Here is a 26,011-nt window from a genome sequence, read left to right as displayed (position 1 = left end):
TTAGATCTGCAGTTAGATCAGAGGTTATCCACAATGCGATCTAAAATAGACTAAATTTGTGTATAACTTCTGTGTATTTATGATCGCCTCATTAAGCGATGCTGTCGATAAACTTAGGTAGCCAAGCAATAGCGGTATCTTCTGGTAGATCAGGCTGTAATACATCGATCTTTTCCACGTCGACCAGCAATGTCGCTCCTTTCTCTTTTAACAAGGCTGCAAGATTAAGTGCTGCATAGTTAAAGGTGTCATAACTTGAGTCGCCAATCCCTATCACTGCAAAGCGCAGGCCTTGGAGATCTGTTGTATCGTTTAGGGCTGATATAAAAGGCAATAGGTTTTCAGGATAGTCTCCAGCACCATAGGTTGATGTGACCACCAGCCATAGTGTTTGTTGACATGCCTCAAGCTCTGGCTGCTCATGTAGGTTCACTGCAATGCCATGGGATTCAAGTGACTCTACTACTTGTTCTGCAACATATTCTGCTGACCCCATTTGACTACCAACGATCAGATCTAAAGTTTGCATTATTACCTTACCTAAGCTTCTAGTGCGCGACATCTTAGCGATTAACGTGAATATGTAAAGAGTAACACTTACGTTGTGGGAATTTTTTTTGCTCAAATTCTGTTTGATTTTTTAGTTTTTTAATTATGGCTATGAATTTAAAGAAGAAAATAAAATATTCCTTATGGTTTGTAGGTGATTTACTTGTGGATAATCTATGAGCCAGTTGAGTTTAACTGTACGTAGCCTAGGTGATGTTTTGCATTAATAAGTGGTTGATATCGCCATTATGGATGCAAGCAGTAAGGTTGTGGATTAGCGATTGTGGATAACGATCTAAATGGTTGAAGTTGATCGGTTTTTTTAGATCTATATAGTTAGATCCATATAATAAAAGAATCTAAAAAAACCGGGAGATCTAGCCATTAATTTAATTTGACTGCCATGTTATGCCGACAGAGTGTTCAAATAAGAAGTCAACTGTTGCTTCTTTAAGCATCCTTTTAGTTACTGACACCTGCTGCGCTATCACGTGATCGCTCAGTGCATTTCCGGATGAGATACGTTTGACGCCCAATTCTGTGAGCTGCTGTTTATCACTTAGTCCGAGCATCAACATTACGTTAACTGGAATCGAAAGTAGAGTAGTCAGGCGCTTTATCGTGACAAGTTCAGTTAAACCGGGAATAAAAAAGCCATCGCAACCCGCTTCTTGATAAGCGAGTGCACGTTTAAGTAATGCTGTTTCATTCCATTGTGGTTGTAAGCAAAGATCGCAACGTGCATTGATAAAAAAGTGTTTAAAACCAGCGTCACGTAATGCTTGCCTGATAGCATATAGTAATGACTGGTGTGCTTGAATATCACGTAAATCGTTCTGATGACTGGGCGTGTCTTCAATATTGATACCTGCAACACCAAGATCTGCCAATTGAATAATATGCTTGATGATCTGACTTTGATCCGCGCTGTAGCCTGCCTCAATATCAACGCTTAAGGGAATAGTGATCACCTTAAGAATGGCACTGACTATTTGTAGCACATGATCAAATGTGAGTTGTTCTCCATCTTTAAAGCCTTGGTGATTAGACATGCCCCAACTTGTTGTTGCAACTGCTTGGCCACCAGCTTGCTCAATAATAAGTGCCGATAAAGGATCCCAACAATTAGCAATAAAGAGGGGGTTGGGGTTTTGATGAAGGGCTTTAAAAATTGTTCGTTTATTCATTTTATTTCTCGTAAGTTTAAATACTTAGCATAAATATTCTTGTCAGAACAAACCGGCCACATTCGGCACTCAACATTTTTATACGTATTTTCACAAAAAAGTAAGGTGAGTCGCTTACTTGAAAAATATGTATGATTTTCATACATGTGAAGAAGTTTTCAACAATTCCCGTATTTTTATAAAATTTTATGTCATTGATAAATAAACTTTTTGTTTATTTTCTCATTATTTGTTATCCCATTCGCTTTGATGTTAATACTGATTGTGAATTGTACAAAATAGCAAGGATTGCTTTGGTAAACGTTTTTACTTTTACATCAAAACTGGATTTTGCTTGGGCAATGAGATGTTTTATCGATTTATTCTCATTCCAGATAAGTCGATATAAACAAGGTGCTTATTACTAGCCGTTACATAACCGTAAAGTTAAGGAAAAAACATGAAAAAATTAATTGAAAAAAGTGTGCTATCTAGTATTTCTGGTGGTAGTGGTGTTTTGGATCCATTAGACCCAGCGTCGTCTGTTTTACATCCTGTTAGACCTGAATCTTCAGTACTGCACCCAGTGAGACCTGAGTCTTCAGTATTACACCCTGTTAGACCTGAATCTTCGGTACTACACCCTGTTAAGCCCATCTAATACATAGATTTAATATCGTTGGTATATGTGTTGTTGCCAACGATATTACCTTATACTTTACTTTTTATTAATATAATTCAAAGACTTAATTTTATATGTTGTATTGACCTCATGATTAAGATTGGAAATAATGCTTTCGACTTTAAGGAACATTAAAAGGTAAAGCATGGAGAAGAAACTGCGCATCAGTGCCGCTAAAGATTGGTATTCATTTCGTATTAGCGCTTCTGGAGAGCTGGAATTTAAACGTGTTGCACTATGGGCCGCCGATAAACATGGTTCAGTAACAGGACTTGTCTCTGGTACTGTGAGCAAAAAGTTCGCCAACTATTTATACAAGTCATCATACACACATGGTGGTTATATTCATTGGGATGATATGACACCCGATCAACAGAAAAAGGCAAAGCAGGACTGCCAAATAGACGTCGACAGGTTAAAAGAGCTACAAGAGGACGATACTAGCTCGTAATCGACACCCGCTGCTTTTTAATATTTACTTGAAATCACCGCAGTTTACATAACTGTGCTTCATTATTTTTTCTACTCTATAGTCCGATTAGTGCGGCTATACGTTAAATCCAATTAGAAATAACGACATGAATCAATTCGATAAAAACCAGATTATCACGCTGGATATTCAAGACCCGCAACAAATCAAATTAGCATTAACACAATATAAAGCTTTATTAGATGAGGATAGGGCTTTTAGCGATAGTCAATTTGATATTGAATTTAAGCAACGGGGAAAAGACGGTGATCGCCGCCTACAACCACAAGACAGCGGCAACAACCTTAAGTTGCTACAATCTGCATTAAACTTAGGCCAAGAAGGTGGCTCTCACCACTATAATCATCCGATAGATGATGATACTGAAACTTATATTTCTGAGGTTATTCTGTTTGCAGCTGCGCTGCAATATTCCGAAATTAAAGAGGTTGTTGTAGAAACTGCCAAAGCCATCGTCGCTTATAGTCGACGCCAAAACAATACAGATGAAATGTGGCTAGATGATATGCGGGTATTTGGCGTAGAAGCATTATATATGCTTGCAAAGACAGATATACGATATGCCTACTTGCTTGCACAGTTTTTTGTGCCTTATTGGGATGATGAACATGCCTGCGGTTACGAAAGCTATTTAAGTTCGTTACTTCATGAGCATGGCTGGCACAATGAAATAATCAAAGCATTTATATGGTGTGACAACGATAGCTTTAGATCTGGTATGTTCCAAAATGATCAATATAGTGATGATTGTAGTCACCAGCCTCTGGGGGAATATTTATGCCAGCACCCGGAGTTCTATGAACCGTTTAAAGCGTTAGTTATTGCACGTTTCAAAGCTGAACCTGCATTACTTGAGCGTATCGATACTATGTGCGATGAAGGTGAAGAAGAAGACTTAAGTGCTTATCAACCCGTCGTGTCTCTATACCAATCGCTATTCCCTCATACCTGTTTTTATGACGATGAAGAAGCCAAAGATAGCTTTATGGCAATGCCGTTTTTTGGCAACACGCTCGAAAATGAAGCGTATGATTTACAGCAAAAAGTCCAATCACAGGTTGTAGGGCCGCTCGTTAAAATAGCACAAAGTGCTATTACTGCGCGTGCAAACTATCGCGCCTATCTCGCCAGAGACGAGAGAAAATATGAGCTTAACTACGGTAGCAATTTATTGAAGCCCTTAGTGCTAGCTATGCCACAAGGTGAGTCATTGTGGCGCTATATTGAAAGTGGTGAGCCACACACAGTGTTAGAAACACTCTGTGAAGTAGATGTATTTGAATTAGCAAAAGTGCATGCCAGTGATATGGCTGAGCATTTTGTTGATCAATTGGTTAGTTTCGAGCACAACAACCAAGGCATAGCCAACGAGTTGAAATCGGTGCTCAATCTTGTACGGGGCGATCTACTGACTGATCACTTCAGTGAAGAAGTTGAATGTACACAACCAAATGGTTTGGTATTGACGCTTACGGTACGCAAAGATACAGAAACTAACTTACTACAAGCTCGTGCTCAGCAATACTTGCGCGTGATTGACGTATTTTACCATGCTCTAGGCAAACGTGAGTTTAGTAAATATATGATGGCATCACTTACCGAAGGTGATGAGGCGCTACTTTCTAGAGAAGCCTATTATCAGCGCTACACTCAACTCTCCTTATCTGATATTGAAAGCGCAGTAGAAAGTGCTAAAGCCAAAAATATTCAATCGATATTTCGCCACTTTACTAATCACGATGAATTACTGTGTCGCAAGCATCTAAAGTTGGTTGACGAGCATTTTCGCTCATCTCGTGCGCTTTGCCATCCAGAGCAGTGGCCGCAATTGGATATGGGCTTAATGACACTGGCCAGTTATCACCTTCACAGTGATTACAATCAGCGTATTGGCGATGATATTACAGAGGCACTGGTAACTTATCTTAACGATAATCATATTTGGCAACTCGCTGCCCAGCACATAATTAAAAAATGTCATAAAAAGTCAGACCGTTATAACCCCGAAAATCTGGGATTATCTGAGGAGCAAATAGCGCGGATCTGCGAACACTTTACTGCAGACACGCCGCAAGATGATTTGACCAGTATATTGGCACTAGTACAGCCACACTTGTATCGAGATGAGTGCTGTCTCGGCGACCTTTACTTAAACAAATTTAGTGAGCAGCAACCCAGCTATCAGCTTTTTAAAGATCATGATGATGACTTTCAGCGCTTTACCTTAGCCGCATTTTGGTTGCGGCAATTACCTTTACCCTTACAAAATAAAGCAGATCGTTTGTGGCAATTTATTATTGCACTGGCGCCTGTTAGGGTTGCACGCAATGTGCTTCGTGCTTATTCAGATGATCATTGGGATATAGAGTTTAACAATATACTCGATGGGATTGATGTCTATGAGCACTTAACTAAAGCTGGAATAGATAGCGGTATTCTGAATGCCTATGAAATGAGTTATCAACGTTATGACTTCGGGCGTTACGTAAATTGGATAGAGATTTACAGCGAAATAGTCAGTGATGATACCAGTATGTTTGGCAGCATGGGGCGTAAAAAAGCCAAAGCCATGGAACGGGGACTTGCGTATATTAATGAGCGCACGAAAGTTGAGTTTTTACATCATGTATCACTCAAACATCCTGAAGTTGCAGTGGACTTTGATCATGACTTGCGCCGTACGATAGATATTTTTGTGCAATTAAATCTGCACTCTTGGGAGCATGCGCTGGCACATGAGTCAGGTAAGGATTGTCTGTATTTCGGTGAAGGTGAAAAGTTACCAAAGAAGCTGTATAAAACCATTGTGGCAGATAGCCTTTCAATACATGATAAACCTTGTCATGTTGATGGTCGAAGTTGGGAAGCCTGCACTGTGTTGCAGCAGCAAGGAGACAATTACGTGATTGTGATGGCCGATCATGAGGTGCCGCTTGCTTGGTATGAAGACAGACTGCCATCGGGACCCTTATTGGTATTCTCAGAGCAGGTTGAACGTGCTGCTATTGTAAAGCGCGTTGCTGAACTTCAAGTGCAGTGCAATCGTATTAACGGGATTGTTGAACAAACGATGGCTTATCTAGATAACGAAATAGAGTTTGACGCCATGGCTGCGCTGTTCAAAGAGCAAATATTCACCGAGTTTATGCGTATCGATGCCGATGAATACCACATGTATAGTCTGCGTCAATTTGTGTGGATGCTAGATGTTAAGCGTCGAAACAAACTGGTACGTCTGCTGCTCAATCATGACTATCGCGGCTTTAAATTAATTGAAGCGCAAATGGAGCAACCTTGGTTGTTACATCAACTGGCACACAATGAAATTGATTTTGAGACTTACCTATCAACCAGCGATGAGTATGAAGGTGAAGCATCCGAGACCGGTATGGCATTTTTACTTGCCTGGTTATTTGAGATCGGCATTAAACCTGAACACTTGGTGCTGTTTTGTATTAAGCGCAGCCATTTTGATGTGTGTCGTGAGTTTATTGTGGCACATGCCCGTGGCCAATATGGCAGTTTTAAACAGAGTTTGAGCTACTTACACGCAGGTCGCCGCGCTGAACTTCCTGAAATATTAAGCCAAGAAGCAGATGCTGAAGTATTGCTAGCTCCATTGAAAAAAGACAAATCTCGTAAGGTAAAAGAAGCAGTCAGCCATTACTGTAGCTAACCTGAGTTCAGCTCATTCCTTATCCAAACCTCAGGTTAGCTAGTGTGTAACCATACGCCCGAACATCGGGCGTATGGCGACTCAAATATTTGGATTATTTATCCGAAGCTCAGGTTATTTACCAATACAGAATGAACTAAAGATTTTGCCTAGCAAATCATCTGAGGTGAATTCGCCGGTGATCTCATTGAGGTATTGCTGGGTAAGGCGCAGCTCTTCTGCCAGAATTTCACCGGCAATGTGCATCTCTAGCTGAGTTTGGCCTATTTCTAGGTGCTCAGCAGCGCGTTCTAGGGCGTCTAAATGACGACGACGAGCCATAAAGCCACCCTCAGTTGCACCTGTGAATCCTATACAGGCTTTTAGGTGTTCTCTCAATAAATCAATGCCTTGAATATCCTTGGCACTCAGGCGAATAAGAGTATGGCCATCACTCGTGGTCGTGCCAATGGCTTCACCGCTCAAATCGACTTTATTGCGGATCACCGTAATCTCCATACCTTGCGGTAGTTGCTCAATAAAATCAGGCCAGATCTTCGCAGGATCGGTTTCGTGGGTTTCTGTGCCATCTACCATAAATAGTACATGATCGGCACCACGGATCTCTTCCCAAGCACGCTCTATGCCTATCTGTTCTACTTTATCTGGACTATCACGAAGTCCTGCAGTGTCGATAATATGAAGCGGCATACCATCGATATGAATGTGCTCACGCAGTACATCCCTTGTGGTACCTGCAATGTCTGTAACAATCGCGGCTTCACGGCCAGCTAAGGCATTGAGTAGCGATGATTTACCTGCGTTAGGACGACCTGCAATCACCACGCGCATACCTTCACGCATAATACTGCCTTGCTTGGCTTGTTTACGCACTTCAGCGAGTTGCTGAATAATGCTCTCAAGATCCCCTGCGACTTTACCGTCTGATAGAAAATCAATTTCTTCATCGGGGAAATCAATTGCAGCCTCTACATACATACGAAGGTGAATTACTTTTTCGACTAATGCGTTGATATGTTTAGAGAAGTCACCTTGCAGCGAATGTAGCGCACTTTTTGCAGCTTGCTCGCTGGTGGCATTGATCAAGTCTGCGATGGCTTCTGCTTGCGTTAAGTCTAGCTTGTCGTTCATAAAAGCACGTTCTGAAAACTCACCAGGCTTTGCCAAGCGCACTTGCTCGATTTGGCTTATCTCCTTTAGCAGCATATCAAGGACAACCGGGCCACCGTGGCCTTGTAGCTCAAGCACATCTTCTCCTGTGAATGAGTTTGGTCCTTGAAAGAACAGCGCAATGCCTTGGTCAAGCTGTTCACCTGCTAAGGTATTGAATGGCAGGTATTCGGCATAGCGAGTTTTTGGGCATTTACCTAAGATTTGCTCGGCGACCGCTTTGGCTTTACTACCTGATACGCGAATAATACCAACGCCACCGCGACCCGGAGCGGTAGCTTGTGCTGCTATGGTGTCTTGTGCAATCATGATGACTCTTTAGACTGTCTGGTTAATAGACATAATTGTACAGCAATTGATATATCTCAGGTATAGCTGCTAGATAATATCTACAAGTGTTGGTTCCCTTGCGATTTTGTTTTTGTTCTTCGGAGTGTACTGTGGCTATAGCGTTTGACTTGTCGCTTCGTGGTTCAAGCGATAATTGAGCGATATGGATTTGACCTGGTGTTGGTAACAATCAAGTTGGAAAGGTTGGCTTAACTTCATTTTAGCAGTTAGATGACTTTGCTTAGGATTAGTCGTGTTTGTTAGTTATAGTATAGGTACAATACTTACTGGATACTTCTGGTAATAGGTTTGTATAAGGGAAATAAACACCGTGTTGTACTTCTTACATTTTCGCTTTGATCCAATGACATTGTGCTTATATCGTGATGCTGTGCAAGTTCCATTGCGGCCAAAGGTTGCACAGCTATTGGCATATTTTTTAACGCATCCAAATCAAGTTGTTGCACGTGAAACATTACTAAGCAGCCTCTGGCAACATGGCGAGTTTAGAGAAACCGCACTCACTCAAAGCATTACAGAGCTCAGGCAAGCACTGAGCGACAGTCCCCAAAATCCAACGTTTATCAAAACTATCCCACAGCAAGGGTATTTGTGGATTTGTCCTGTTGAACAGCCGCATTCAAAAAGCCTAATTTCACATGTTACTAAGCTAGGGAAGAAAGCCACAATATTGCTCACTGCGGTTGGCTTAATAGCGATTGTTAGTACAGTCAGCTTATATTTTTTATCTGCACCAAAGCCGGTTTCAAGCAAGGCTAGTGTCACATTGCCGACACTTATTATCCCACCTATGGCTAATGAAACGGGTGTACAAGCAAATGCGTGGTGGGGGTATGCGTTGGAAGCCGCACTACGGCAACAGCTGCAATCTAGTTATCACTTAGTACCCAAAAGCCAGTATCCAGAGCTTTCTAACAGTGATAAAACTAAAAAGCTCACGCTTTCTCTTAAACCGTTACAACAACGATTTCTATTAACGGCTAGTTTAGCAAGCGAGCGCACCGAGCTGATAGTCGAACAGCTAGATGAAAACTTTACAGCTATTGCAATGCAAGTCATAACACAACTAGCACTTAAAACTGAAGCGATAGATATGGCTCCTTTTAATCGTGGTATGCGTGACTATTATCGCGGTGTCCAAGCGTTAAATGAGCAAGGTCCAAAGCTAGCTAAAGCATACTTTGAAGCGGCGGTTATGCAAATGCCAGATCATATAGAAAGTCAGCTTGAGCTTGCACAAATTTGCTGGTGGCTTGGGGATATACAGTCTGCACATAAGCAGTTTGAGCATATCTCACTGAGCACAGCATCTATCGCGACGCAGGCTCGCTATCACTTGTATTATGGCGAGTTTTTAAAAGCAACAGGACAAGCGCAGCAGGCCTTGCAACAAGCGAAATTGGCATTGGATGTTGCACAGCAAAGTCAACAGGTTGAATTAATAGCATCTGCTTATCAACTTCAGGCGGACGCCTATTGGAGCCTTCAGCGCTGGGATGAATATAAACAAGCAATGAATTCAGCGCATGTTTTGGTGGGGAGTCGCTCTTTTGCCTACAGCGAAGCGCAGCGCAGCTTTTATTTAGCTAATCCACCCGCAGCAGGGCCAATAGAAAAGACTTTACTCAACTTAGAAAAAAGTAAGCCAGTCCTTGCTCAAGCGATCACTTACTATCAGCAAACGGCACAAAAATTAAGCTTAATTAAGGCATTATTTGCTTACGGACAAAACTATTTAGTGCCTGTTAGTGAGAGTGAGCCAAGCTTATTAAACGCGTTGGAATTGGCGCAACAGGGCGGCTATCACCATCTAGAAATGCAAGTACTAACTTACTTGGGGTTTTTCTATATTCAGCTTCATCAAGGGGAAAAAGCGCTTGATTACCTAAAGCAAATTACACCCGAACCACGTTTTGTGCCTAGTTATGAACAGCAGCAATTACTGATAGGCATGGCGCAAATGGATATTGCACTGCAAACGGGTGATGAAGAAGCAATGCAAAGCGCAATTTTACAATACCAAGCATTGCTCAAAAGTGATGATATATCTGTCGTGACGCGGGCGAACGTTAAGTTATTACTCAGTTGGACATTGATAAAAGCAGGAGAGCTTGAGTCTGCCGAGCAGCTTTCATTGGAGGCTATGCAAGCGTATCAAACGCTACAACTACAGGAGGTTGAAACCTATGCGCTTTATACTCAAATGTATATACATCTTTTAAATGGTGAGCCACAACAAGCACTTGATATTATTAGTTCACAGCAACACCCCAGCTCGCATCTTTTGCTACTTTATGGTGCTGTAGCCGCTGATATGGCGAAAGAGGAAGCGTTACAGCAAGACTTTTCAGATAAACTCACTGAGCTTGAAAATAGTCAATTATTACAGTTGCAGTTGCAGCAGTTACGACAGCAAAGCCGCATCGATAAACGCTTTATTGCTGAGCTTATTGATGCGCCGTATAGCGTATATTGTCAAAGTAAATGGACGATAAATTAGCTCGAGATCTCCCTAAATTTACAATCTTGTTGAGCAGCCAGTCTTCGCTCAAGCTGGCTGCGACAGGGAATTAGTCTAGGCTCGGTGGTTGATTACCGCGATATACCACTTTGCCCTGTTTGTCTTGTACCAACCAATAAGGTAATTCTCGTACATCAAAAGTACTGAATACTTCATTGTGGTGATCGAACACAATATCGTGTTTGATATTAAAGCGCTTTTGATAGGCATAAGCACTTTGCTCGTCGACGTAAAATGGCTTAATTATCGTTAGCACGGGATAATCGCTGACTGCTGCGAGGTGATTATTCATTTCAATCTTCATTTCGCATGCTGGAATATGTTGAAATGGACATAAGCTATCACTGAAAAATAGCACTCGGTATTGGCTATTAACTGTTTCAATAGAGAAAGGCGTACCGGCTAATGTTTTTAAAGGGGTGTTTGTCTTTTCTTCTTTGCTGGCAACGGTTGCCGTAGACAATTGCTCTCGTTGGATAACTTTACCGTTTTCAACGAGTATGCGCATGGGGGTTTGCCTCACTGAAAACTGCAGCATTAACTGGTTTTGCTTATCAATTTTGATATTACCGTAACTAGGGTAAGCTGCTTTAAACTGCTCTAGACTTGCATCATCAATATTGATATCTGGCTGCAACATAACTCTCGGAGCTGATGGTGCGGGTAATGAGGTTGGCTGCACATACTCATCCCAAATATTGATAAAGATATACTCTTGTGTGCTCGCCTGCGCAGACATACTTAAATAGATGGTAATGGGCACAAGTAGTAATTTGATTAGTGACATTAGTTTACTCCTTGTAGTGTGTTTAGGTGCTGCTGTAGCTCATCGGTAAATAGTGCACTGCGATAAATTTCTTTACCGTTTTCATCAATTAAGATGTGCTGCGGTGTACCTAATACTTGAAACTGTTGGGTTATCTTACCGCTTTCATCAAATACCGTTGGAAATTGATAATTATGTTTATCAAGATAGGCTTTGATACCTTTTTCTGACTGATTGAAGCCGATATTAATGGCGATAACCTGATAGTGGTCATTGGCTTGTTGGTAGCTTTGTTCAAGTAGCGGCATCTCCTCAATACAGTAAGCGCACCAAGTTGCCCAAAATTTTAAATAAGTGATCTTCCCTTTGCTTGTAATCACATTGTTGGTCAGTGTACTAGCATTCAGTATGGGGTATTCCTTAGCCGTCGATGTGGTGCTCAATAAAGTGAGTAGCAAATAAAAAATGACTCTGTTCATGGTAGTTCCTTCACTGTTATAGCCAGCTTTTGCCAGCTTGAATAAGAAAATATTGCGCCATTGCGACTAAGAGTAGTGCTGTGACTGTGGTGATGTGATTAAGCCATGCCCCTGATTTTGGCAACTTATCTAAAAATCGTGTGCTAAACCCAGCAAGCAACAGCAAGGTGCTCATTCCCAGGGCAAAACTAAATAGCAACATACCGCCCAATAAGGGCTGCTGAGCATTGGCCACGAACAATAACAGACCGCCCAGCACAGGTGATGTGCAAGGTGCTGCAACAAAGGCGCTGGCCATGCCCATGAGTAGCGGAGCAGAGGCTGTATTACTGAAGGCTGTGGAGAATGCAGGCAAGGGGAGTAACCCTTTTGATACTGCTGCAAAGTAAAGTAGCAGATTTGCAAAAATCAGTAGCACCCAAGGGTTCGTGGCAATTTGGCCGAAAAAGCTACCTGTGAGTGCGGCTACGAACCCAAGTGCTGCATAGACAGCTGCAAAGCCAATAGCGTACAACATAGGTGCAAGGCGGATATGACGTTGCTGACTCAACGTAGCAAGAGTAATAGGTAAGATAGGATAGACACAGGGAGTAAAACTGGTGAGAACACCTATTAGCAAGGCGAGGGGGATTAACCACCAGCTTGTTTCCGCACTAGAAAGTGCCTGTAGTAACGTTGATTCAAACATCGTCTTCTCTTTGCGTGCTGTATTTGCAAATTAGCATGACGGATAGTGTCTATCTGACCTATCAAATTAGCATAAAATTACCATAAAATATTATCAAGTTATTGTTTTTAAGACATAAAAAAACGGCTCATTAGAGAGCCGTTTTTTCTGAATACGGGGAATTAACCGCGTACTTTCATGCCTTTTTTCTCCATACCACGGTAGATAATTAGCATCTGCGCGATAGAGATAAGGTTTGAAACCAACCAGTAAAGTACTAGACCTGATGGGAACCAGATAAAGAAGATAGAGAACACAACTGGCATGTAAGTCATCATCTTTTGCTGCATTGGATCAGTCACAGTCATTGGCTGTAACTTTTGAGTAAGGAACATACTTGCGCCAAATAGCACAGGTAGTACATAGTAAGGGTCCATTGCAGATAAGTCAGTTAGCCATAAGACAAATTCAGCATGACGTAACTCTGTTGACTCAAGGAAAACGTAAAACAGCGCAAGGAAGATTGGCATTTGTAGTAATAATGGGAAGCAGCCACCCATAGGGTTTACTTTTTCCTTACGGTACATCTCCATCATCGCTTGACCGAACTTCTGACGGTCATCGCCATAACGCTCTTTTAATGCCTGCATTTTTGGTTGCAGCATGCGCATTTTAGCCATTGAAGTGTATTGTGCTTTGGTCAGTGGATACAAAGCGGTTTTTACAATCAATGTAATCGCGATAATAGCCAGACCCCAGTTACCCAAAATACCATAAAGGAACTTAAGTAGTGTGAGTAATGGCTGTGAGATAAACCATAACCAGCCGTAGTCTACAGTTAGGTCTAAGTCTTCTTGAATAGCCTCTAGCGCCTCTGTGTCTTTAGGTCCCATATAATACGTTGCTGTAATCGTTGCAGCGGTATTTGCTTGAACATTGGTCGGTTCACTCTTCATGCCAATAATGCCGTTACCGTTTCTTAGTGTTGTGTACACAGTATTATTGGTTTGCTGATCAGGAACCCAAGCGCTTACAAAGTAGTGCTGTAGAAATGCGACATAACCACCTTGGGTATTTTTATTAAGGTTTGCTTCAGCCATATCTGAGAAGCTGTATTTCTCGTAAGGCTCTTCCGCTGTACCATAGGCTGCACCAAGGTAAGTTTGGTCAACCATGCTGCCTTTATCCTGACGAGTACGCTTGATTTGTGTGTAAAGCTGCACTTGTACGGGATCTGCCGTGGTATTGTTGACATGATACTCTAGGCCAACGTCATATTTACCAGCATTGAAGATGTAGGTTTTGGTGTACTGTACGCCTTTTTCATCAGTAAAAGTAAGAGGTACGCGTAATGTATCGCCTGCTAACTCATAGTGAGTTTGAGTTGACTTGTACACTGGGCGGCCTGATTTATTCGCGTCAGGGCCGTTTAAACCAATTAAGCCACTTTGTGAAATATACTGCTTAGCATCAAATTCACCAAGTAACAGGTAAGGCTGATCGCTGCCATGGGTTTCTGCATGTTGGAGTAATTTAGCTTCAACGATGTCGCCGCCTTTAGTATCAACTTTTACCGCAAGTACATCGGTAGTAATACTAATAACAGAACGTGTCGCCTGAGTTGCCACAACAGGCACATCGGATTGGCTAGACGCTGGAACATCAGTTTGATCTTCTGTTGGGGTTGAGTTCGCCACTTGATGTGCGGCGGCACTGGTACCAGTTTGAGGCTGGTTTTGTTCTTGTGTCCACTCTTGGAACAATAGGAACGAAACAAGCAACAAACCGATAAATAAAAACGTGCGTTGCGATTCCATAACAGCTCTTATTTCTCGTGTTGTTTAACTTTAGTTGACTTCACAGGTACAGGATCATCTCCACCTGCGCTCAAAGGGTGACATTTTAATATGCGTTTAACCGCTAACCAACTCCCTTTTGCAATTCCATGTAAATTAATTGCTTGAATTGCATAGCTCGAACAGGTTGGATTAAATCGACAATGAGGTCCAAGTAGGGGACTGATCCATTGTTGATAACCTCGTATCAGTAAAATAAGGAGATGCTTGGGTAGCGAACTCACTAATTTGAACTGACGCCTGATTTTGCCATGCCCTGAAGTTGAATTCATGGCATTGTAGATATCAATTTCCTCAATTTACTGCTTCAACCCAAGTGGGAAAAAACAGACTATTTTTCCATTGATATAGCTGATTAAAAGGTGAGCTAACCTTACCTTAATTGAGGTAAAATTACTACGTTGGCAAGGGTAAATGCGGCTTAAAAAGAAATGCGAAAAGCGAATTATTGCTTTTTCGCGTTCCCTTGAGGTTTTTTTGAACGCTTTTGCTGTCTTGGCTTAAAAGCAGGCTTTGGTGCTCCTGGTTTACAACGTTCATTTATTTTACGCCACATCTTAGTTAGCTGTTTTGTTAGCTCTTCATTAGATTGCTCATCAACACCGGTCTTGACCATCAACACAATATCGATGTTATCCAGTTTATGACGATTTAGACGAAAGCTTTCTCTGGCAAGACGTTTAATGCGATTTCGTTGACACGCTTTTTTACAGCGCTTTTTAGCAACTGTTAAACCGAGTCTGGGATGACCAACATCATTTGGTTTTGCAAGTAGAGTAAAATAAGGTGTAGCAGCGCGAGCTGGCTCTTGAAATATGCGGGAGTAATGCGAGGGAGTTAACAGACGTAACTCCCTGCTAAAGCTAAAGTCTTCCACTAAATATTAAGCAGAAAGTACTTTACGGCCTTTAGCACGACGACGTGCTAATACTTTACGACCGTTCTTAGTCGCCATGCGAGCACGGAAACCGTGAGTACGCTTGCGCTTAAGTACGCTAGGTTGAAAAGTTCTTTTCATAACAATTCCATCCGATCGGTTAAAAGTTAAAACATCCTATGCAGGTCGCGATCCTGGCACAGGTGCCATTGCGAGCGCGAGATATTAAAGCTGAGTACGTCTAAAGTCAATCAAAATCTGCTCTGTGTGGCTAAATATTCCACAGCAAGCGTTTTGTTGCCTTATATATAGAACAAACTGAGCAGCAGTATCGAACACACATAGATGATCCATATAAAGTAGGATCAATACGAAATCGATCTGCATAGATCTGATCCGACGGGCGGCATTATAGCATTTAGTAAGAATAGGAAAAGCTCTGGAAAACTAAATTTGATCTTAATTTTGGGGTGAGATCTGGTGGTTTTTTTGCTATGATCTTACTTGTGGGTAAAAAATAAAAATCTTTTAAAATCATGTGCTTGATTTTTTATTTTGATGAGATCTTACTTTTTCAAAAAGTCAATATTGAACTTGTGGATAAGATCACTTCATAATACCCCGCTTCCACCAGTGATTTTGTAATTATAAATAAGTATTTCCGGCGATCATCGTTTAGATCTAACTGTTCAGTTGATCTAAAACGTCTATTTTTGATTCCCGGGAATCAAAACCTATTGGAGTTCAGAGTGTATCTGTCGGTTTGGCAAAGTTGTTTATATGTTTTGCAGGATGAATTGCCATCTCAGCAATTTAGTATGTGGGTAAGACCGCTACAGGCAGAAAGTACTGATGATACGCTAACTATCTATGCGCCAAATCGTTTTGTATTAGATTGGGTGCGAGAAAAGTATCTCCATCGTATTAATGAGCTACTCATTGAAATTTGTGGTGACGAAGCGCCAGAATTACGCTTTGATGTTGGTAGTAAGCCGGTATTGGCGGCGCAACCAAATACTGCGCAAGAAAGGACACCGACAGTTGGTCATGCTCCAGAGCAGACTACAGCCTCACAAGGCGGACAAACTAGAGTTGCTGAGAAAGTGGAGCCGGCACCTAAATCAGCACATAAGTCCAATATTAAAGAAAACTATACCTTCGATAACTTTGTTGAAGGTAAGTCCAACCAACTTGCCAAGGCTGCTGCAACTCAAGTTGCCGATAATCCAGGATCTGCTTTTAACCCTGTATTTATTTATGGTGGTACAGGCTTGGGTAAAACGCACTTATTGCACGCCGTTGGGAATGGTATTATCGAGCAAAAACCAGATGCAAAAATTGTGTATATGCACTCTGAAAGGTTTGTTCAGGATATGGTTAAAGCATTGCAAAATAATGCGATAGAAGAGTTTAAACGCTACTATCGTAGCGTTGATGCACTCATGATCGACGACATTCAATTTTTTGCAAATAAAGAACGTTCACAAGAAGAGTTCTTCCATACGTTTAATGCTTTGCTTGAAGGTAATCAGCAAATTATTTTAACTTCTGACCGTTACCCCAAAGAAATTGAAGGGGTAGAAGATAGATTAAAATCTCGTTTTGGTTGGGGATTAACAATTGCCATAGAGCCACCAGAACTTGAAACTCGAGTTGCTATTTTGATGAAAAAAGCGCAGCAGAGTAATATCAATTTACCACATGAAGTTGCTTTTTTTATCGCTAAAAAACTTCGCTCAAATGTTCGAGAGCTGGAGGGCGCGTTAAACCGTGTGATCGCGAATGCCAATTTTACAGGTCGACCAATTTCTATCGATTTTGTAAAAGAAGCGCTACGTGACCTATTAGCGCTGCAAGATAAACTAGTCACCATTGATAATATTCAGCGCACAGTTGCAGAGTATTATCGTATTCGTGTTTCTGATTTATTGTCTAAACGTCGCAGCCGTTCAGTTGCAAGACCAAGACAAGTTGCTATGGCGTTGTCTAAAGAACTGACTAACCATAGTTTACCTGAAATTGGTGATGCGTTTGGTGGCCGAGACCATACCACCGTGTTGCACGCGTGCAGAAAAGTAAAAGAGCTTCGTGACGAAAGCCATGAAGTTAAAGAAGATTATCAAAACTTAATTAGAACGCTGTCTTCTTAAGGGTTAAATGATGCAAATAACTATTCCAAGAGAACTATTTTTAAAACCACTCGTGCAGGTTTCTGGCGCCATTGAGCGCAAGCATACACTGCCTATTCTGTCTAATGTATTACTTGAAGTAAAAAGTGGTGCGCTATATATGACAGGAACAGATTTAGAGATAGAGCTAGTTGCGTCAGTGACTTTAGAAAACAGTGTTCCAGATGCTAAGATCACGCTGCCTGCGAAAAAGCTGTTAGACATCTGTAAGAGCTTGCCGGATAACTCTGATTTAGTGTTAAGTGCCCAAGAGCATCAGTTGTTATTAACGAGCGGTCAAAGCCGATTCTCTCTGACAACGCTGGCTGCAGAAGACTTCCCTAATCTTGAAGAATGGGATGGCGAAGTTGAGTTTATGGTTACACGCTTAGAGCTTCGAAAACTCCTTGAAGCAACGCATTTCTCTATGGCTAATCAAGATGTGCGCTATTACCTAAATGGCATGTCCTTCGAAGTCGATAATAATGAAATAAAAACAGTGGCAACAGATGGCCACCGCTTGGCTATTGCGCAACAAACGCTACCAGAATCGTTAAATACACAACGACAGCTAATTATTCCGAGAAAGGGCGTGCAAGAGATAATGCGCTTGTTACCGGCGGATGATAATGCCGTTACTATTCAGTTTGGTGCTAATCATGTGCGTATTATAGATAGTGAGTTCACTTTTACCAGTAAGCTGGTGGACGGACGTTTTCCTGATTATCGTCGAGTTTTACCACGTGGTGGAGACAAGCTAGTTACGGCAAATCGTGATTGGCTACGTAGTGCATTTCAACGTGTTTCTATTTTATCCAATGAGAAATTCCGTGGAGTTCGATTAAATCTAACCAATGGACATTTGAAGATCAGTGCTAACAACCCAGAGCAAGAGCAAGCGGAAGAGGTTGTAGAGGTAGGCTATCAGGGTGATGATCTAGAGGTTGGCTTCAATGTGTCTTACCTGCTAGATGTATTGAATACTATCAAATCGGAAGATGTCCAATTTACATTATCTGATGCGAATAGCAGTGCGCTCATTGAAGCGGTTGGCGATGAAAATGCAATGTATGTAGTCATGCCGATGCGCCTATAGATATATGAGTTTAACTCACCTCAGCCTCAATACGTTTCGCAACATTGAGGCTATAACACTTTCACCTAGTCATGCCGTTAACATCATTCTTGGTGAAAATGGCAGCGGTAAAACAAGCTTGCTTGAAGCCATCTATTTTCTCTCCAGCGGTAAATCTTTTCGTACTAACTTACAAAAGTTAATGATCAAGCATGAGGCTTCTCATTGCGTTGTACATGCTAAAAAACAACTACATAACTTGTCTATACCTCTTGGTATTAGTAAATACATGAGTGGCGAAACTAAGTTGAGAATCCAAGGGCAAGCAAGTCGGAAAGTTGCTGAACTCGCCCAAGTGCTGCCTGTTCAAGTGATAACTCCAGAAAGTTATGAGTTGTTTTTTGGTGGGCCAAAAGAGCGAAGAAAGTTTCTTGATCTAGGGGTGTTCCACGTGGAACACCAGTTTTATTCTGCTTGGAAGATGTTTAACCAAGTACTCAAACAACGAAATGCACTTCTTAAGACCAAGCCCAGAGATTTTCAGTCCCAATTAAGCTATTGGGATAAAGAATTTGTTCGACTTGCTGAACAAATAAATATACTAAGAGAAGCGTATATAAGTAGGTTTCAGGCGCATTTTTTTGATAAGATAGGGGATATAAGCCCTATCTTTAAAGGCCTTGAAATTCGCTTTCAAGCGGGCTGGAAGGGAGAACTGGCAGAAGTACTTGCCAATCAATTAGAGCGTGACATAAAACTTGGCTATACAAGTAAAGGGCCGCACAAGGCGGACTTTAACTTTTATACTCAAGGGCACAGTGTGGAACATATTTTCTCTCGGGGACAGTTAAAGCTGCTGCTGTATGCTTTAAAAGTTATGCAGAATAGTTTGATTGACCAAGAGAGTAATAAGCAATCTGTATTGCTTATTGATGATTTACCTTCGGAGCTCAGTGATGAGACTAAGGGGGCGGTATCGCGTTTACTCGCACAATGCCAGTCTCAACTGTTTATTACTGCAATTACTCCAGAAAGTATTGCCGCCGTTATTGAACCTATGGAACGTGAAATTAAAATGTTCCACGTGGAACATGGCAGCTTAATAACAAAATAATTGGAAGAAACCATGTCGGAAAATTACGATTCGTCGAGTATTAAAGTACTTAAAGGATTGGATGCTGTAAGAAAGCGTCCGGGAATGTATATCGGTGACACAGATGATGGCACTGGTTTGCATCACATGGTGTTTGAGGTCGTTGATAACTCAATCGACGAAGCACTAGCAGGATATTGTGACGATATTTTCGTAACAATTCATACTGATGGCTCCGTGTCTGTTAGAGATAATGGTCGTGGTATCCCAACTTCAATACATGAAGAAGAAGGGGTATCAGCAGCAGAAGTTATCATGACAGTACTACACGCTGGTGGTAAATTTGATGATAACTCATATAAAGTATCGGGCGGTTTGCATGGTGTAGGTGTATCGGTTGTAAATGCACTTTCTGAAAAACTACAATTAACAATTCGCCGCGATGGCAAAGTGCACCAACAAAAATACACCATGGGTGTTCCTGATGCGCCCTTAGGTATTATTGGTGAAGCTGAAACTACAGGTACTGAACTGAGATTTTGGCCAAGTGCTGAGACATTCTCTGACACAAACTTCCACTATGATATTCTTGCAAAACGTCTACGTGAACTCTCATTCTTAAACTCAGGTGTGAGTATCATTCTTAGCGATGAGCGTGAAGAGAACAAGCAAGACCACTTCAAATATGAAGGGGGTATTCAAGCCTTTGTTGAATACCTCAACCGCAAAAAGACACCAGTTCATCAAAGTGTTTTTCACTTTTCGACTGAGCGTGAAGACGGCATTAGTGTTGAAGTGTCGATGCAGTGGAATGATGGTTTCCAAGAAAATATATACTGCTTTACGAACAACATTCCACAACGTGATGGTGGTACTCACTTAGCTGGTTTCCGTGCAGCATTAACACGTACACTAAACACTTATATGGAAAAAGAGGGCTTTAACAAGAAGCATAAAACGAATGCTACTGGTGATGATGCCCGTGAAGGTTTAACTGCTGTAGTTAGTGTTAAAGTTCCTGATCCTAAGTTTTCTTCACAAACCAAAGATAAGCTTGTTTCAAGTGAAGTGAAAGGTGCCGTTGAGCAAATGATGGCGGAAAAGCTCACCGAGTTCTTGCTTGAAAACCCTGGTGATGCAAAAACCGTTGTAAACAAAATCGTTGATGCGGCGCGCGCGCGTGAAGCTGCACGTAAAGCACGTGAAATGACTCGTCGTAAAGGTGTGATGGATTTAGCTGGTCTGCCGGGTAAACTTGCAGACTGCCAAGAACGAGATCCTGCTCTTTCTGAACTATATATAGTGGAGGGTGACTCGGCAGGTGGTTCTGCTAAGCAAGGTCGTAACCGTAAAAACCAAGCTATTCTACCACTCAAAGGTAAAATTCTTAACGTAGAAAAAGCACGTTTTGATAAGATGCTTTCTTCTCAGGAAGTGGCAACACTAATCACTGCGTTAGGTTGTGGTATTGGCCGTGATGAATACAACCCTGAAAAGCTAAGATACCACCGCATTATTATCATGACCGATGCGGACGTGGATGGTTCACACATCCGTACGCTGCTACTGACTTTCTTCTATCGTCAAATGCCAGAGATTATTGAACGCGGTTATGTGTATATTGCTCAGCCGCCACTATATAAAGTGAAGAAAGGTAAGCAAGAGCGTTATATTAAAGATGATAATGCACTAACTGCGTATCTAACGACATTGGCACTTAACGATGCTGCACTATACCCAGCTGAAGGTGCGGAACCAATTTCTGGTAACAAGCTAGAAAACTTAGTACATGATTATCAGAATACGATAGATATCATTGAGCGTTTAAAGCGTAAGTATCCGTCTTCAATTATGAACCGTTTGCTTTACCATCCTGAACTGACCGAAACAGACTTATCTAATGAGTCAACAGTAACAGCATGGACTGAAGGCTTAGTTGCTGATCTTGTGAAAAAAGATGAAGATGCCACTATTTTCAACGCTGAAGTTGCATTTGATGAAGAGCGTAATATGTATTACCCAGTGGTCAATATTCGCCAGCACGGGGTAGATAAAGCGCACACATTAAACTTCGATTTTATTACTTCAAAAGACTATGTCCGTATTGCAAATACAGGACGTCAAATTGGTAACTTAATTTCCGAGGGCGGTTACGTCCAGCGTGGTGAAAAGACTCAGGCAATTGATTACTTTGAAACTGGCCTTGAGTGGCTAATTTCGGAGTCTAAGCGTGGCTTGTATACACAACGCTATAAAGGACTAGGTGAGATGAACCCTGATCAACTTTGGGAAACCACCATGGATCCAGATGCGCGTCGTATGCTACGTGTGACCATTGAGGATGCCATTGCTGCAGACCAATTGTTCGCAACCCTAATGGGTGACCAGGTAGAACCTCGTCGAGAGTTTATCGAAACAAATGCCTTGCGCGTAGTTAACTTAGACGTATAAATACAACCATCTAATAAAAAGGAGGGGTTTTCCCTCCTTTTTTTATGCTTTAAAGCTTAAAACCCTAAAGCGCTCGCGGTATACTGAGCATAATTTTCAATCATTGAATCTAGCGTGAGCGCGGAAAGCACAGTGTTCACACACGATAAGTACCAGATAAAAATAAGCCAACTATGCAAAAATACGATATCAAAACCTTCCAAGGTTTGATCCTGGCTTTACAGGATTACTGGGCGCAGCAAGGCTGTGTTGTAGCTCAACCTTTAGATATGGAAGTTGGTGCGGGTACATTCCACCCGATGACCTTCCTAAAGTCCATTGGTCCTGAACCAATGTCGAGCGCGTACGTGCAACCATGTCGCCGTCCGACAGATGGTCGCTATGGTGAAAACCCGAACCGTCTTCAACATTACTACCAATTTCAAGTGGTACTGAAGCCATCACCTGAGAACATTCAAGAATTATACTTAGGCTCGTTAGCTGCACTAGGTATCGATACTCTGACTCATGAAGTTCGTTTTGTCGAAGATAACTGGGAGTCACCAACTTTAGGTGCCTGGGGGCTTGGTTGGGAAGTTTGGTTAAACGGTATGGAAGTGACACAATTTACTTACTTCCAGCAAGTTGGTGGTATTGAATGCTCGCCAGTAACCGGTGAAATTACTTATGGTTTAGAGCGTCTTGCAATGTATATACAAGGCGTGGATAGCATCTATGACTTAGTTTGGACAGATGGGCCAATGGGACGTGTCACTTATGGTGATGTGTTCATGCAAAATGAAATTGAGCAGTCGACATATAACTTTGAACATGCAGATGTAGATGCGCTATTCAAACAGTTTGACCAGTGCGAAAAAGAAAGTGAAAAACTGATTGAAGCAGGGCTACCATTACCAGCGTATGAGCAAGTGATGAAGGCGTCCCATGCTTTTAACTTGTTAGACGCGCGCCATGCTATTTCTGTAACTGAGCGTCAGCGCTATATCTTGAGAGTTCGCGCTTTATCAAAAGCCTGTGCACAGGCGTACTATGATGCACGTGAAGCTCTTGGCTTCCCGCTTTGTAAGGATTAATAATGTCGACTGAAAACTTACTTGTAGAAATTGGCACAGAAGAATTACCACCAAAGGCTTTGCGTAATCTTGCTGAATCGTTTGCAGAGAATACCAAGCTGGAACTAGCAGCACTGGAACTTGGTCATGAAGGCGTTAGCTGGTACGCATCACCTCGTCGTTTAGGTATTCAAGTTAAGGCACTACAGACACAACAGGCAGACAAGGTTGTTGAAAAGCGTGGCCCTGCAATCCAAGCTGCATTTGACGCAGAGGGTAACGCTACAAAGGCTGCACTAGGCTGGGCGCGTGGTTGTGGTATTGATATAAATGATGCTGAGCGTTTAAAGACTGATAAGGGCACTTGGTTACTACACAAAGCAAAAGTAGAAGGCCAGCAGACTTTAGCGTTACTAAGTGATGTGATCAACAAAGCACTAGCTAAGTTACCTATTCCTAAGCCGATGCGTTGGGGTGCGAACAAGACGCAATTTATCCGCCCTGTACATACCGTGGCAGCACTACTTGGTAGTCAACAAGTCCAAGGTGAAGTACTAGGTAAAGCGATTGGCAATGAGCTACAAGGACATCGTTTCCATCACCCTGAGCGTGTACGTGTAACACATGCTGATGACAGCCACCAAGTATTAAAAGACGCTTATGTCATTGCGGATTATGAAGCACGTAAAGCGCTAATTCGTAGTCAGATTGAGACTGAAGCGCAAAAGCTAGGCGCACAAGTGGCGATGGATGAAGATTTACTTGAAGAAGTTACCTCACTCGTTGAGTGGCCTGTGACTTTAGTTGCATCCTTCGAAGAAGCATTTTTACAAGTGCCTGATGAAGCTCTTATCTACACCATGAAAGATGACCAAAAATACTTTCCACTGTTAGACAAACAAGGCAACTTGATCAACAAGTTCTTATTTGTTTCTAACATTGAAAGTAAAGATCCAAGTGTAGTGATCTCGGGTAACGAGAAGGTGGTTCGCCCACGTCTGGCAGACGCGCAATTCTTCTTTGAAACGGATAAGAAGAAAACGCTAGAAAGTCGTCTTGAGTCACTTGATTCAGTATTGTTTCAAAAGCAGCTTGGCACACTTAAAGACAAATCAGAGCGTATCTCTGCATTGGCAGGTTTTATAGCCGAACAACTTGGTGCCGATAAAGCCTTGGCTGAACGTGCTGGCCTACTCAGTAAAACGGATCTAATGACTGAGATGGTGATGGAGTTTACCGACGTTCAAGGTGTAATGGGAATGCACTATGCACGTATTGATGGTGAAGCCGAAGAAGTTGCATTAGCACAAAACGAGCAGTACATGCCGCGTTTTGCTGGAGATAATTTACCATCCAACCCAATCAGTTTTGCCGTGGCGCTCGCTGATAAGTTTGACACTTTAGTGGGTATTTTTGGTATTGGTCAGACGCCAAAAGGGGATAAAGACCCATTTGCACTGCGTCGTGCTGCAATTGGTGCATTACGGATCATGGTAGAAAAAGCGCTACCTCTCGATATTCAGGATATTGTCGCTAAAGCAATGACCTTATTCGGAGATAAGCTGAGCAATGCAAATGTCGCTGAGGATGTTATTGAGTTTATGCTTGGGCGCTTCCGTGCATGGTACCAAGATGAAGGGATCAGCGTTGATGTTATTCAAGCGGTACTGGCTAGACGCCCAACCAGCCCAGTTGACTTTGATCGTAGAGTAAAAGCGGTAAGCCACTTTAGAACGCTAGCAGAAGCAGAAGCATTAGCTGCTGCCAATAAGCGAGTAAACAACATTTTAGCTAAGAACAATGTTGCCTCTGAAGCTTTGGTGGATACTTCACTATTACAAGAAGAAGCTGAAAAAACATTGGCCGCACAAGTTGCTGCGTTAACTGCTGAGCTTGCACCTGTTTACGCTAAAGGCGATTATCAAACAGCGCTCACACGGTTAGCGAACCTGCGTGAAGCGGTGGACAACTTCTTTGACAACGTAATGGTGATGGCGGACGACGAAGCCATTAAGGCGAATCGTCTAGCATTATTGAGTCAGTTGAGTAAGCTGTTCTTAAACACTGCTGATATTTCAGTGTTACAAAATTAAGTGTGAATACAAAAGCCAGCGGTTGCTGGCTTTTTGTTAGTTCATCATTAGCAAGTAAAAAGGTTGTTCGCTATGATAAAAAAACAAGGGGCACTGGCATTTGCACTGTTGGCACTTACCGCTTGTAGCAGTAACTTACAGTTACCTGCTGAATCGACCTCATCAACGGTAGTTGGCAAGTTAGATAAAACACTATATTTACGTGGCGATTTTACCTTGTGGGATGCTGAACCTCAGTATCGTATGGAAGAGACGCAACCTGGGATTTATATCACCAAAGCCAAATTTATGAGCCCGGGAAAAGTATACGAGTTTAAAATTGCCGACGAACAATGGAGTGAAGGCTATAACTGTGGTTATCAAACTGAAGGGCAGCTGACACTGGGTCAGCCCTTAATTGCTGATTGCAATACGGTATATAATTACTTTAGTTTTAAGCCGAGTAAAAAGGGCTGGTATGAGATCCGTTTGGACTATCGAAACCCTAGAGTACCAAAAGTCGTCATTGTAAAATCTTAAAAAAGCGGCAACCGCCGCTTTTTTACCATTACTGACCTTTTTTAATTACATATTTATATGGCAACTCAGCCACCGCTTTAGCAATTAAGGTGTGATCCATAAATTCGCAGAAACTTGGAATATCTCTTGTTGTTGACGGATCGTCTGCAATCACTAACAAAGTTTCACCTAAGTTCATCCTTCTTACCATGCCTCTTATCATCATTACGGGCTCAGGGCAACGCAAACCTACAGCATCTAGGGTATGGTCGGTATTATCAAAACTCATTGTGGGTGGCCTTGTTGGTTACGTTATTAGTTAGGAAAACTG

At 42.0% G+C, this 26,011-nt stretch carries 22 protein-coding genes; 11 read left to right on the top strand and 11 right to left on the bottom strand.

Features of this window, described 5'->3' with window-relative positions:
• Nucleotides 1–91: 91 nt before the first annotated feature.
• The gene (locus F9Y84_RS10955) at nucleotides 92–529 is read right to left on the bottom strand and encodes a flavodoxin domain-containing protein (protein ID WP_147388761.1); all 438 of its coding nucleotides are present in this window, start codon (nucleotides 527–529) and stop codon (nucleotides 92–94) included.
• A gap of 409 nt (nucleotides 530–938) precedes the next feature.
• Nucleotides 939–1,736 (bottom strand): isocitrate lyase/PEP mutase family protein, encoded by a 798-nt coding sequence (locus F9Y84_RS10950; protein WP_147388762.1) that lies wholly within the window; start codon nucleotides 1,734–1,736, stop codon nucleotides 939–941.
• Nucleotides 1,737–2,175: 439 nt separating this feature from the next.
• Here F9Y84_RS10950 and F9Y84_RS10945 point away from each other — a divergent pair, with 439 nt between their 5' ends.
• The 3 genes from F9Y84_RS10945 to F9Y84_RS10935 all read left to right on the top strand — a co-directional run bounded on the left by F9Y84_RS10945 (nucleotide 2,176) and on the right by F9Y84_RS10935 (nucleotide 6,563).
• Nucleotides 2,176–2,376, top strand: a complete 201-nt coding sequence (locus F9Y84_RS10945) for a hypothetical protein (RefSeq protein WP_128732327.1) — start codon at nucleotides 2,176–2,178, stop codon at nucleotides 2,374–2,376.
• A gap of 166 nt (nucleotides 2,377–2,542) precedes the next feature.
• Nucleotides 2,543–2,848 carry a hypothetical protein gene (locus tag F9Y84_RS10940; RefSeq protein WP_125253655.1) on the top strand — a complete coding sequence of 102 codons (306 nt, stop codon included), beginning with the start codon at nucleotides 2,543–2,545 and terminating at the stop codon, nucleotides 2,846–2,848.
• Nucleotides 2,849–2,975: 127 nt separating this feature from the next.
• On the top strand, nucleotides 2,976–6,563 hold the full coding sequence (locus F9Y84_RS10935) for a hypothetical protein (RefSeq protein WP_147388763.1): 3,588 nt from the start codon (nucleotides 2,976–2,978) through the stop codon (nucleotides 6,561–6,563).
• A 114-nt stretch (nucleotides 6,564–6,677) separates the two neighbouring features.
• On the opposite strand, the gene mnmE is transcribed toward F9Y84_RS10935, so the two are convergent.
• Entirely contained in the window at nucleotides 6,678–8,042 is a 1,365-nt protein-coding gene (gene mnmE / locus F9Y84_RS10930; protein ID WP_125253657.1) for a tRNA uridine-5-carboxymethylaminomethyl(34) synthesis GTPase MnmE, read from the bottom strand.
• A gap of 352 nt (nucleotides 8,043–8,394) precedes the next feature.
• On the opposite strand from mnmE, the gene F9Y84_RS10925 reads away from it, so the two are divergent.
• On the top strand, nucleotides 8,395–10,584 hold the full coding sequence (locus F9Y84_RS10925; protein ID WP_192503235.1) for a winged helix-turn-helix domain-containing protein: 2,190 nt from the start codon (nucleotides 8,395–8,397) through the stop codon (nucleotides 10,582–10,584).
• Nucleotides 10,585–10,654: 70 nt separating this feature from the next.
• Here F9Y84_RS10925 and F9Y84_RS10920 read toward each other — a convergent pair whose 3' ends face one another.
• From F9Y84_RS10920 to rpmH, 7 genes are all read right to left on the bottom strand, one after another.
• Nucleotides 10,655–11,392, bottom strand: coding sequence for a TlpA family protein disulfide reductase (locus tag F9Y84_RS10920; RefSeq protein WP_147388764.1), 738 nt, complete (start codon nucleotides 11,390–11,392; stop codon nucleotides 10,655–10,657).
• Complete coding sequence (locus F9Y84_RS10915) at nucleotides 11,392–11,850, bottom strand: TlpA family protein disulfide reductase (protein WP_147388765.1); 459 nt, start codon at nucleotides 11,848–11,850, stop codon at nucleotides 11,392–11,394. The genes F9Y84_RS10920 and F9Y84_RS10915 overlap by 1 nt, the downstream gene beginning before the upstream one ends.
• 16 nt (nucleotides 11,851–11,866) lie before the next feature.
• Nucleotides 11,867–12,538 (bottom strand): cytochrome c biogenesis protein CcdA, encoded by a 672-nt coding sequence (locus F9Y84_RS10910; protein WP_147388766.1) that lies wholly within the window; start codon nucleotides 12,536–12,538, stop codon nucleotides 11,867–11,869.
• A 161-nt stretch (nucleotides 12,539–12,699) separates the two neighbouring features.
• Nucleotides 12,700–14,334 (bottom strand): membrane protein insertase YidC, encoded by a 1,635-nt coding sequence (gene yidC, locus F9Y84_RS10905; protein WP_128732034.1) that lies wholly within the window; start codon nucleotides 14,332–14,334, stop codon nucleotides 12,700–12,702.
• Between the two features lie 8 nt (nucleotides 14,335–14,342).
• Complete coding sequence (gene yidD / locus F9Y84_RS10900) at nucleotides 14,343–14,645, bottom strand: membrane protein insertion efficiency factor YidD (protein ID WP_211091617.1); 303 nt, start codon at nucleotides 14,643–14,645, stop codon at nucleotides 14,343–14,345.
• 173 nt (nucleotides 14,646–14,818) lie between these two features.
• Nucleotides 14,819–15,250, bottom strand: a complete 432-nt coding sequence (rnpA, locus tag F9Y84_RS10895; RefSeq protein WP_128732033.1) for a ribonuclease P protein component — start codon at nucleotides 15,248–15,250, stop codon at nucleotides 14,819–14,821.
• A 6-nt stretch (nucleotides 15,251–15,256) separates the two neighbouring features.
• Nucleotides 15,257–15,391 carry a 50S ribosomal protein L34 gene (gene rpmH / locus F9Y84_RS10890; protein WP_010376846.1) on the bottom strand — a complete coding sequence of 45 codons (135 nt, stop codon included), beginning with the start codon at nucleotides 15,389–15,391 and terminating at the stop codon, nucleotides 15,257–15,259.
• A 608-nt stretch (nucleotides 15,392–15,999) separates the two neighbouring features.
• Between rpmH and dnaA the strand changes: the two genes are divergently transcribed.
• The 7 genes from dnaA (at nucleotide 16,000) to F9Y84_RS10855 (ending at nucleotide 25,701) form a co-directional block, all read left to right on the top strand.
• A complete protein-coding gene (dnaA, locus tag F9Y84_RS10885; RefSeq protein WP_128732032.1) occupies nucleotides 16,000–17,400 on the top strand; it encodes a chromosomal replication initiator protein DnaA in 1,401 nt (466 codons plus the stop codon).
• Nucleotides 17,401–17,410: 10 nt separating this feature from the next.
• The gene (gene dnaN / locus F9Y84_RS10880; RefSeq protein WP_147388769.1) at nucleotides 17,411–18,514 is read left to right on the top strand and encodes a DNA polymerase III subunit beta; all 1,104 of its coding nucleotides are present in this window, start codon (nucleotides 17,411–17,413) and stop codon (nucleotides 18,512–18,514) included.
• Nucleotides 18,515–18,518: 4 nt separating this feature from the next.
• Nucleotides 18,519–19,607 carry a DNA replication/repair protein RecF gene (recF, locus tag F9Y84_RS10875; protein ID WP_125253664.1) on the top strand — a complete coding sequence of 363 codons (1,089 nt, stop codon included), beginning with the start codon at nucleotides 18,519–18,521 and terminating at the stop codon, nucleotides 19,605–19,607.
• 12 nt (nucleotides 19,608–19,619) lie between these two features.
• Nucleotides 19,620–22,037, top strand: a complete 2,418-nt coding sequence (gene gyrB, locus F9Y84_RS10870) for a DNA topoisomerase (ATP-hydrolyzing) subunit B (RefSeq protein ID WP_125253665.1) — start codon at nucleotides 19,620–19,622, stop codon at nucleotides 22,035–22,037.
• Nucleotides 22,038–22,210: 173 nt separating this feature from the next.
• On the top strand, nucleotides 22,211–23,110 hold the full coding sequence (glyQ, locus tag F9Y84_RS10865) for a glycine--tRNA ligase subunit alpha (protein ID WP_125253666.1): 900 nt from the start codon (nucleotides 22,211–22,213) through the stop codon (nucleotides 23,108–23,110).
• Between the two features lie 2 nt (nucleotides 23,111–23,112).
• Entirely contained in the window at nucleotides 23,113–25,182 is a 2,070-nt protein-coding gene (gene glyS, locus F9Y84_RS10860) for a glycine--tRNA ligase subunit beta (protein ID WP_147388767.1), read from the top strand.
• A 72-nt stretch (nucleotides 25,183–25,254) separates the two neighbouring features.
• Nucleotides 25,255–25,701, top strand: a complete 447-nt coding sequence (locus tag F9Y84_RS10855) for an early set domain-containing protein (protein ID WP_128732030.1) — start codon at nucleotides 25,255–25,257, stop codon at nucleotides 25,699–25,701.
• 28 nt (nucleotides 25,702–25,729) lie between these two features.
• On the opposite strand, the gene tusA is transcribed toward F9Y84_RS10855, so the two are convergent.
• Nucleotides 25,730–25,969 carry a sulfurtransferase TusA gene (gene tusA / locus F9Y84_RS10850; RefSeq protein WP_128732029.1) on the bottom strand — a complete coding sequence of 80 codons (240 nt, stop codon included), beginning with the start codon at nucleotides 25,967–25,969 and terminating at the stop codon, nucleotides 25,730–25,732.
• Nucleotides 25,970–26,011: the final 42 nt, after the last annotated feature.

The organism is Pseudoalteromonas peptidolytica, assembly GCF_012641745.1.
Classification (GTDB): Bacteria; Pseudomonadota; Gammaproteobacteria; order Enterobacterales; family Alteromonadaceae; genus Pseudoalteromonas; species Pseudoalteromonas peptidolytica.
The sequence above is the reverse complement of the archived record's forward strand: the minus strand, read 5'-3'. Positions and strand labels throughout refer to the sequence as shown.

Bases quoted from the DNA above. Each gene is read 5' to 3' on its own strand.
- F9Y84_RS10920 (WP_147388764.1), bottom strand. From the start codon at position 11,392: ATGTCACTAATCAAATTACTACTTGTGCCCATTACCATCTATTTAAGT.
- mnmE (WP_125253657.1), bottom strand. From the start codon at position 8,042: ATGATTGCACAAGACACCATAGCAGCACAAGCTACCGCTCCGGGTCGC.
- yidC (WP_128732034.1), bottom strand. From the start codon at position 14,334: ATGGAATCGCAACGCACGTTTTTATTTATCGGTTTGTTGCTTGTTTCG.
- F9Y84_RS10950 (WP_147388762.1), bottom strand. From the start codon at position 1,736: ATGAATAAACGAACAATTTTTAAAGCCCTTCATCAAAACCCCAACCCC.
- F9Y84_RS10945 (WP_128732327.1), top strand. From the start codon at position 2,176: ATGAAAAAATTAATTGAAAAAAGTGTGCTATCTAGTATTTCTGGTGGT.
- F9Y84_RS10915 (WP_147388765.1), bottom strand. From the start codon at position 11,850: ATGAACAGAGTCATTTTTTATTTGCTACTCACTTTATTGAGCACCACA.
- recF (WP_125253664.1), top strand. From the start codon at position 18,519: ATGAGTTTAACTCACCTCAGCCTCAATACGTTTCGCAACATTGAGGCT.
- F9Y84_RS10940 (WP_125253655.1), top strand. From the start codon at position 2,543: ATGGAGAAGAAACTGCGCATCAGTGCCGCTAAAGATTGGTATTCATTT.
- F9Y84_RS10935 (WP_147388763.1), top strand. From the start codon at position 2,976: ATGAATCAATTCGATAAAAACCAGATTATCACGCTGGATATTCAAGAC.
- tusA (WP_128732029.1), bottom strand. From the start codon at position 25,969: ATGAGTTTTGATAATACCGACCATACCCTAGATGCTGTAGGTTTGCGT.
- yidD (WP_211091617.1), bottom strand. From the start codon at position 14,645: ATGAATTCAACTTCAGGGCATGGCAAAATCAGGCGTCAGTTCAAATTA.
- glyQ (WP_125253666.1), top strand. From the start codon at position 22,211: ATGCAAAAATACGATATCAAAACCTTCCAAGGTTTGATCCTGGCTTTA.
- glyS (WP_147388767.1), top strand. From the start codon at position 23,113: ATGTCGACTGAAAACTTACTTGTAGAAATTGGCACAGAAGAATTACCA.
- dnaN (WP_147388769.1), top strand. From the start codon at position 17,411: ATGCAAATAACTATTCCAAGAGAACTATTTTTAAAACCACTCGTGCAG.
- rpmH (WP_010376846.1), bottom strand. From the start codon at position 15,391: ATGAAAAGAACTTTTCAACCTAGCGTACTTAAGCGCAAGCGTACTCAC.
- F9Y84_RS10955 (WP_147388761.1), bottom strand. From the start codon at position 529: ATGCAAACTTTAGATCTGATCGTTGGTAGTCAAATGGGGTCAGCAGAA.
- F9Y84_RS10910 (WP_147388766.1), bottom strand. From the start codon at position 12,538: ATGTTTGAATCAACGTTACTACAGGCACTTTCTAGTGCGGAAACAAGC.
- F9Y84_RS10855 (WP_128732030.1), top strand. From the start codon at position 25,255: ATGATAAAAAAACAAGGGGCACTGGCATTTGCACTGTTGGCACTTACC.
- gyrB (WP_125253665.1), top strand. From the start codon at position 19,620: ATGTCGGAAAATTACGATTCGTCGAGTATTAAAGTACTTAAAGGATTG.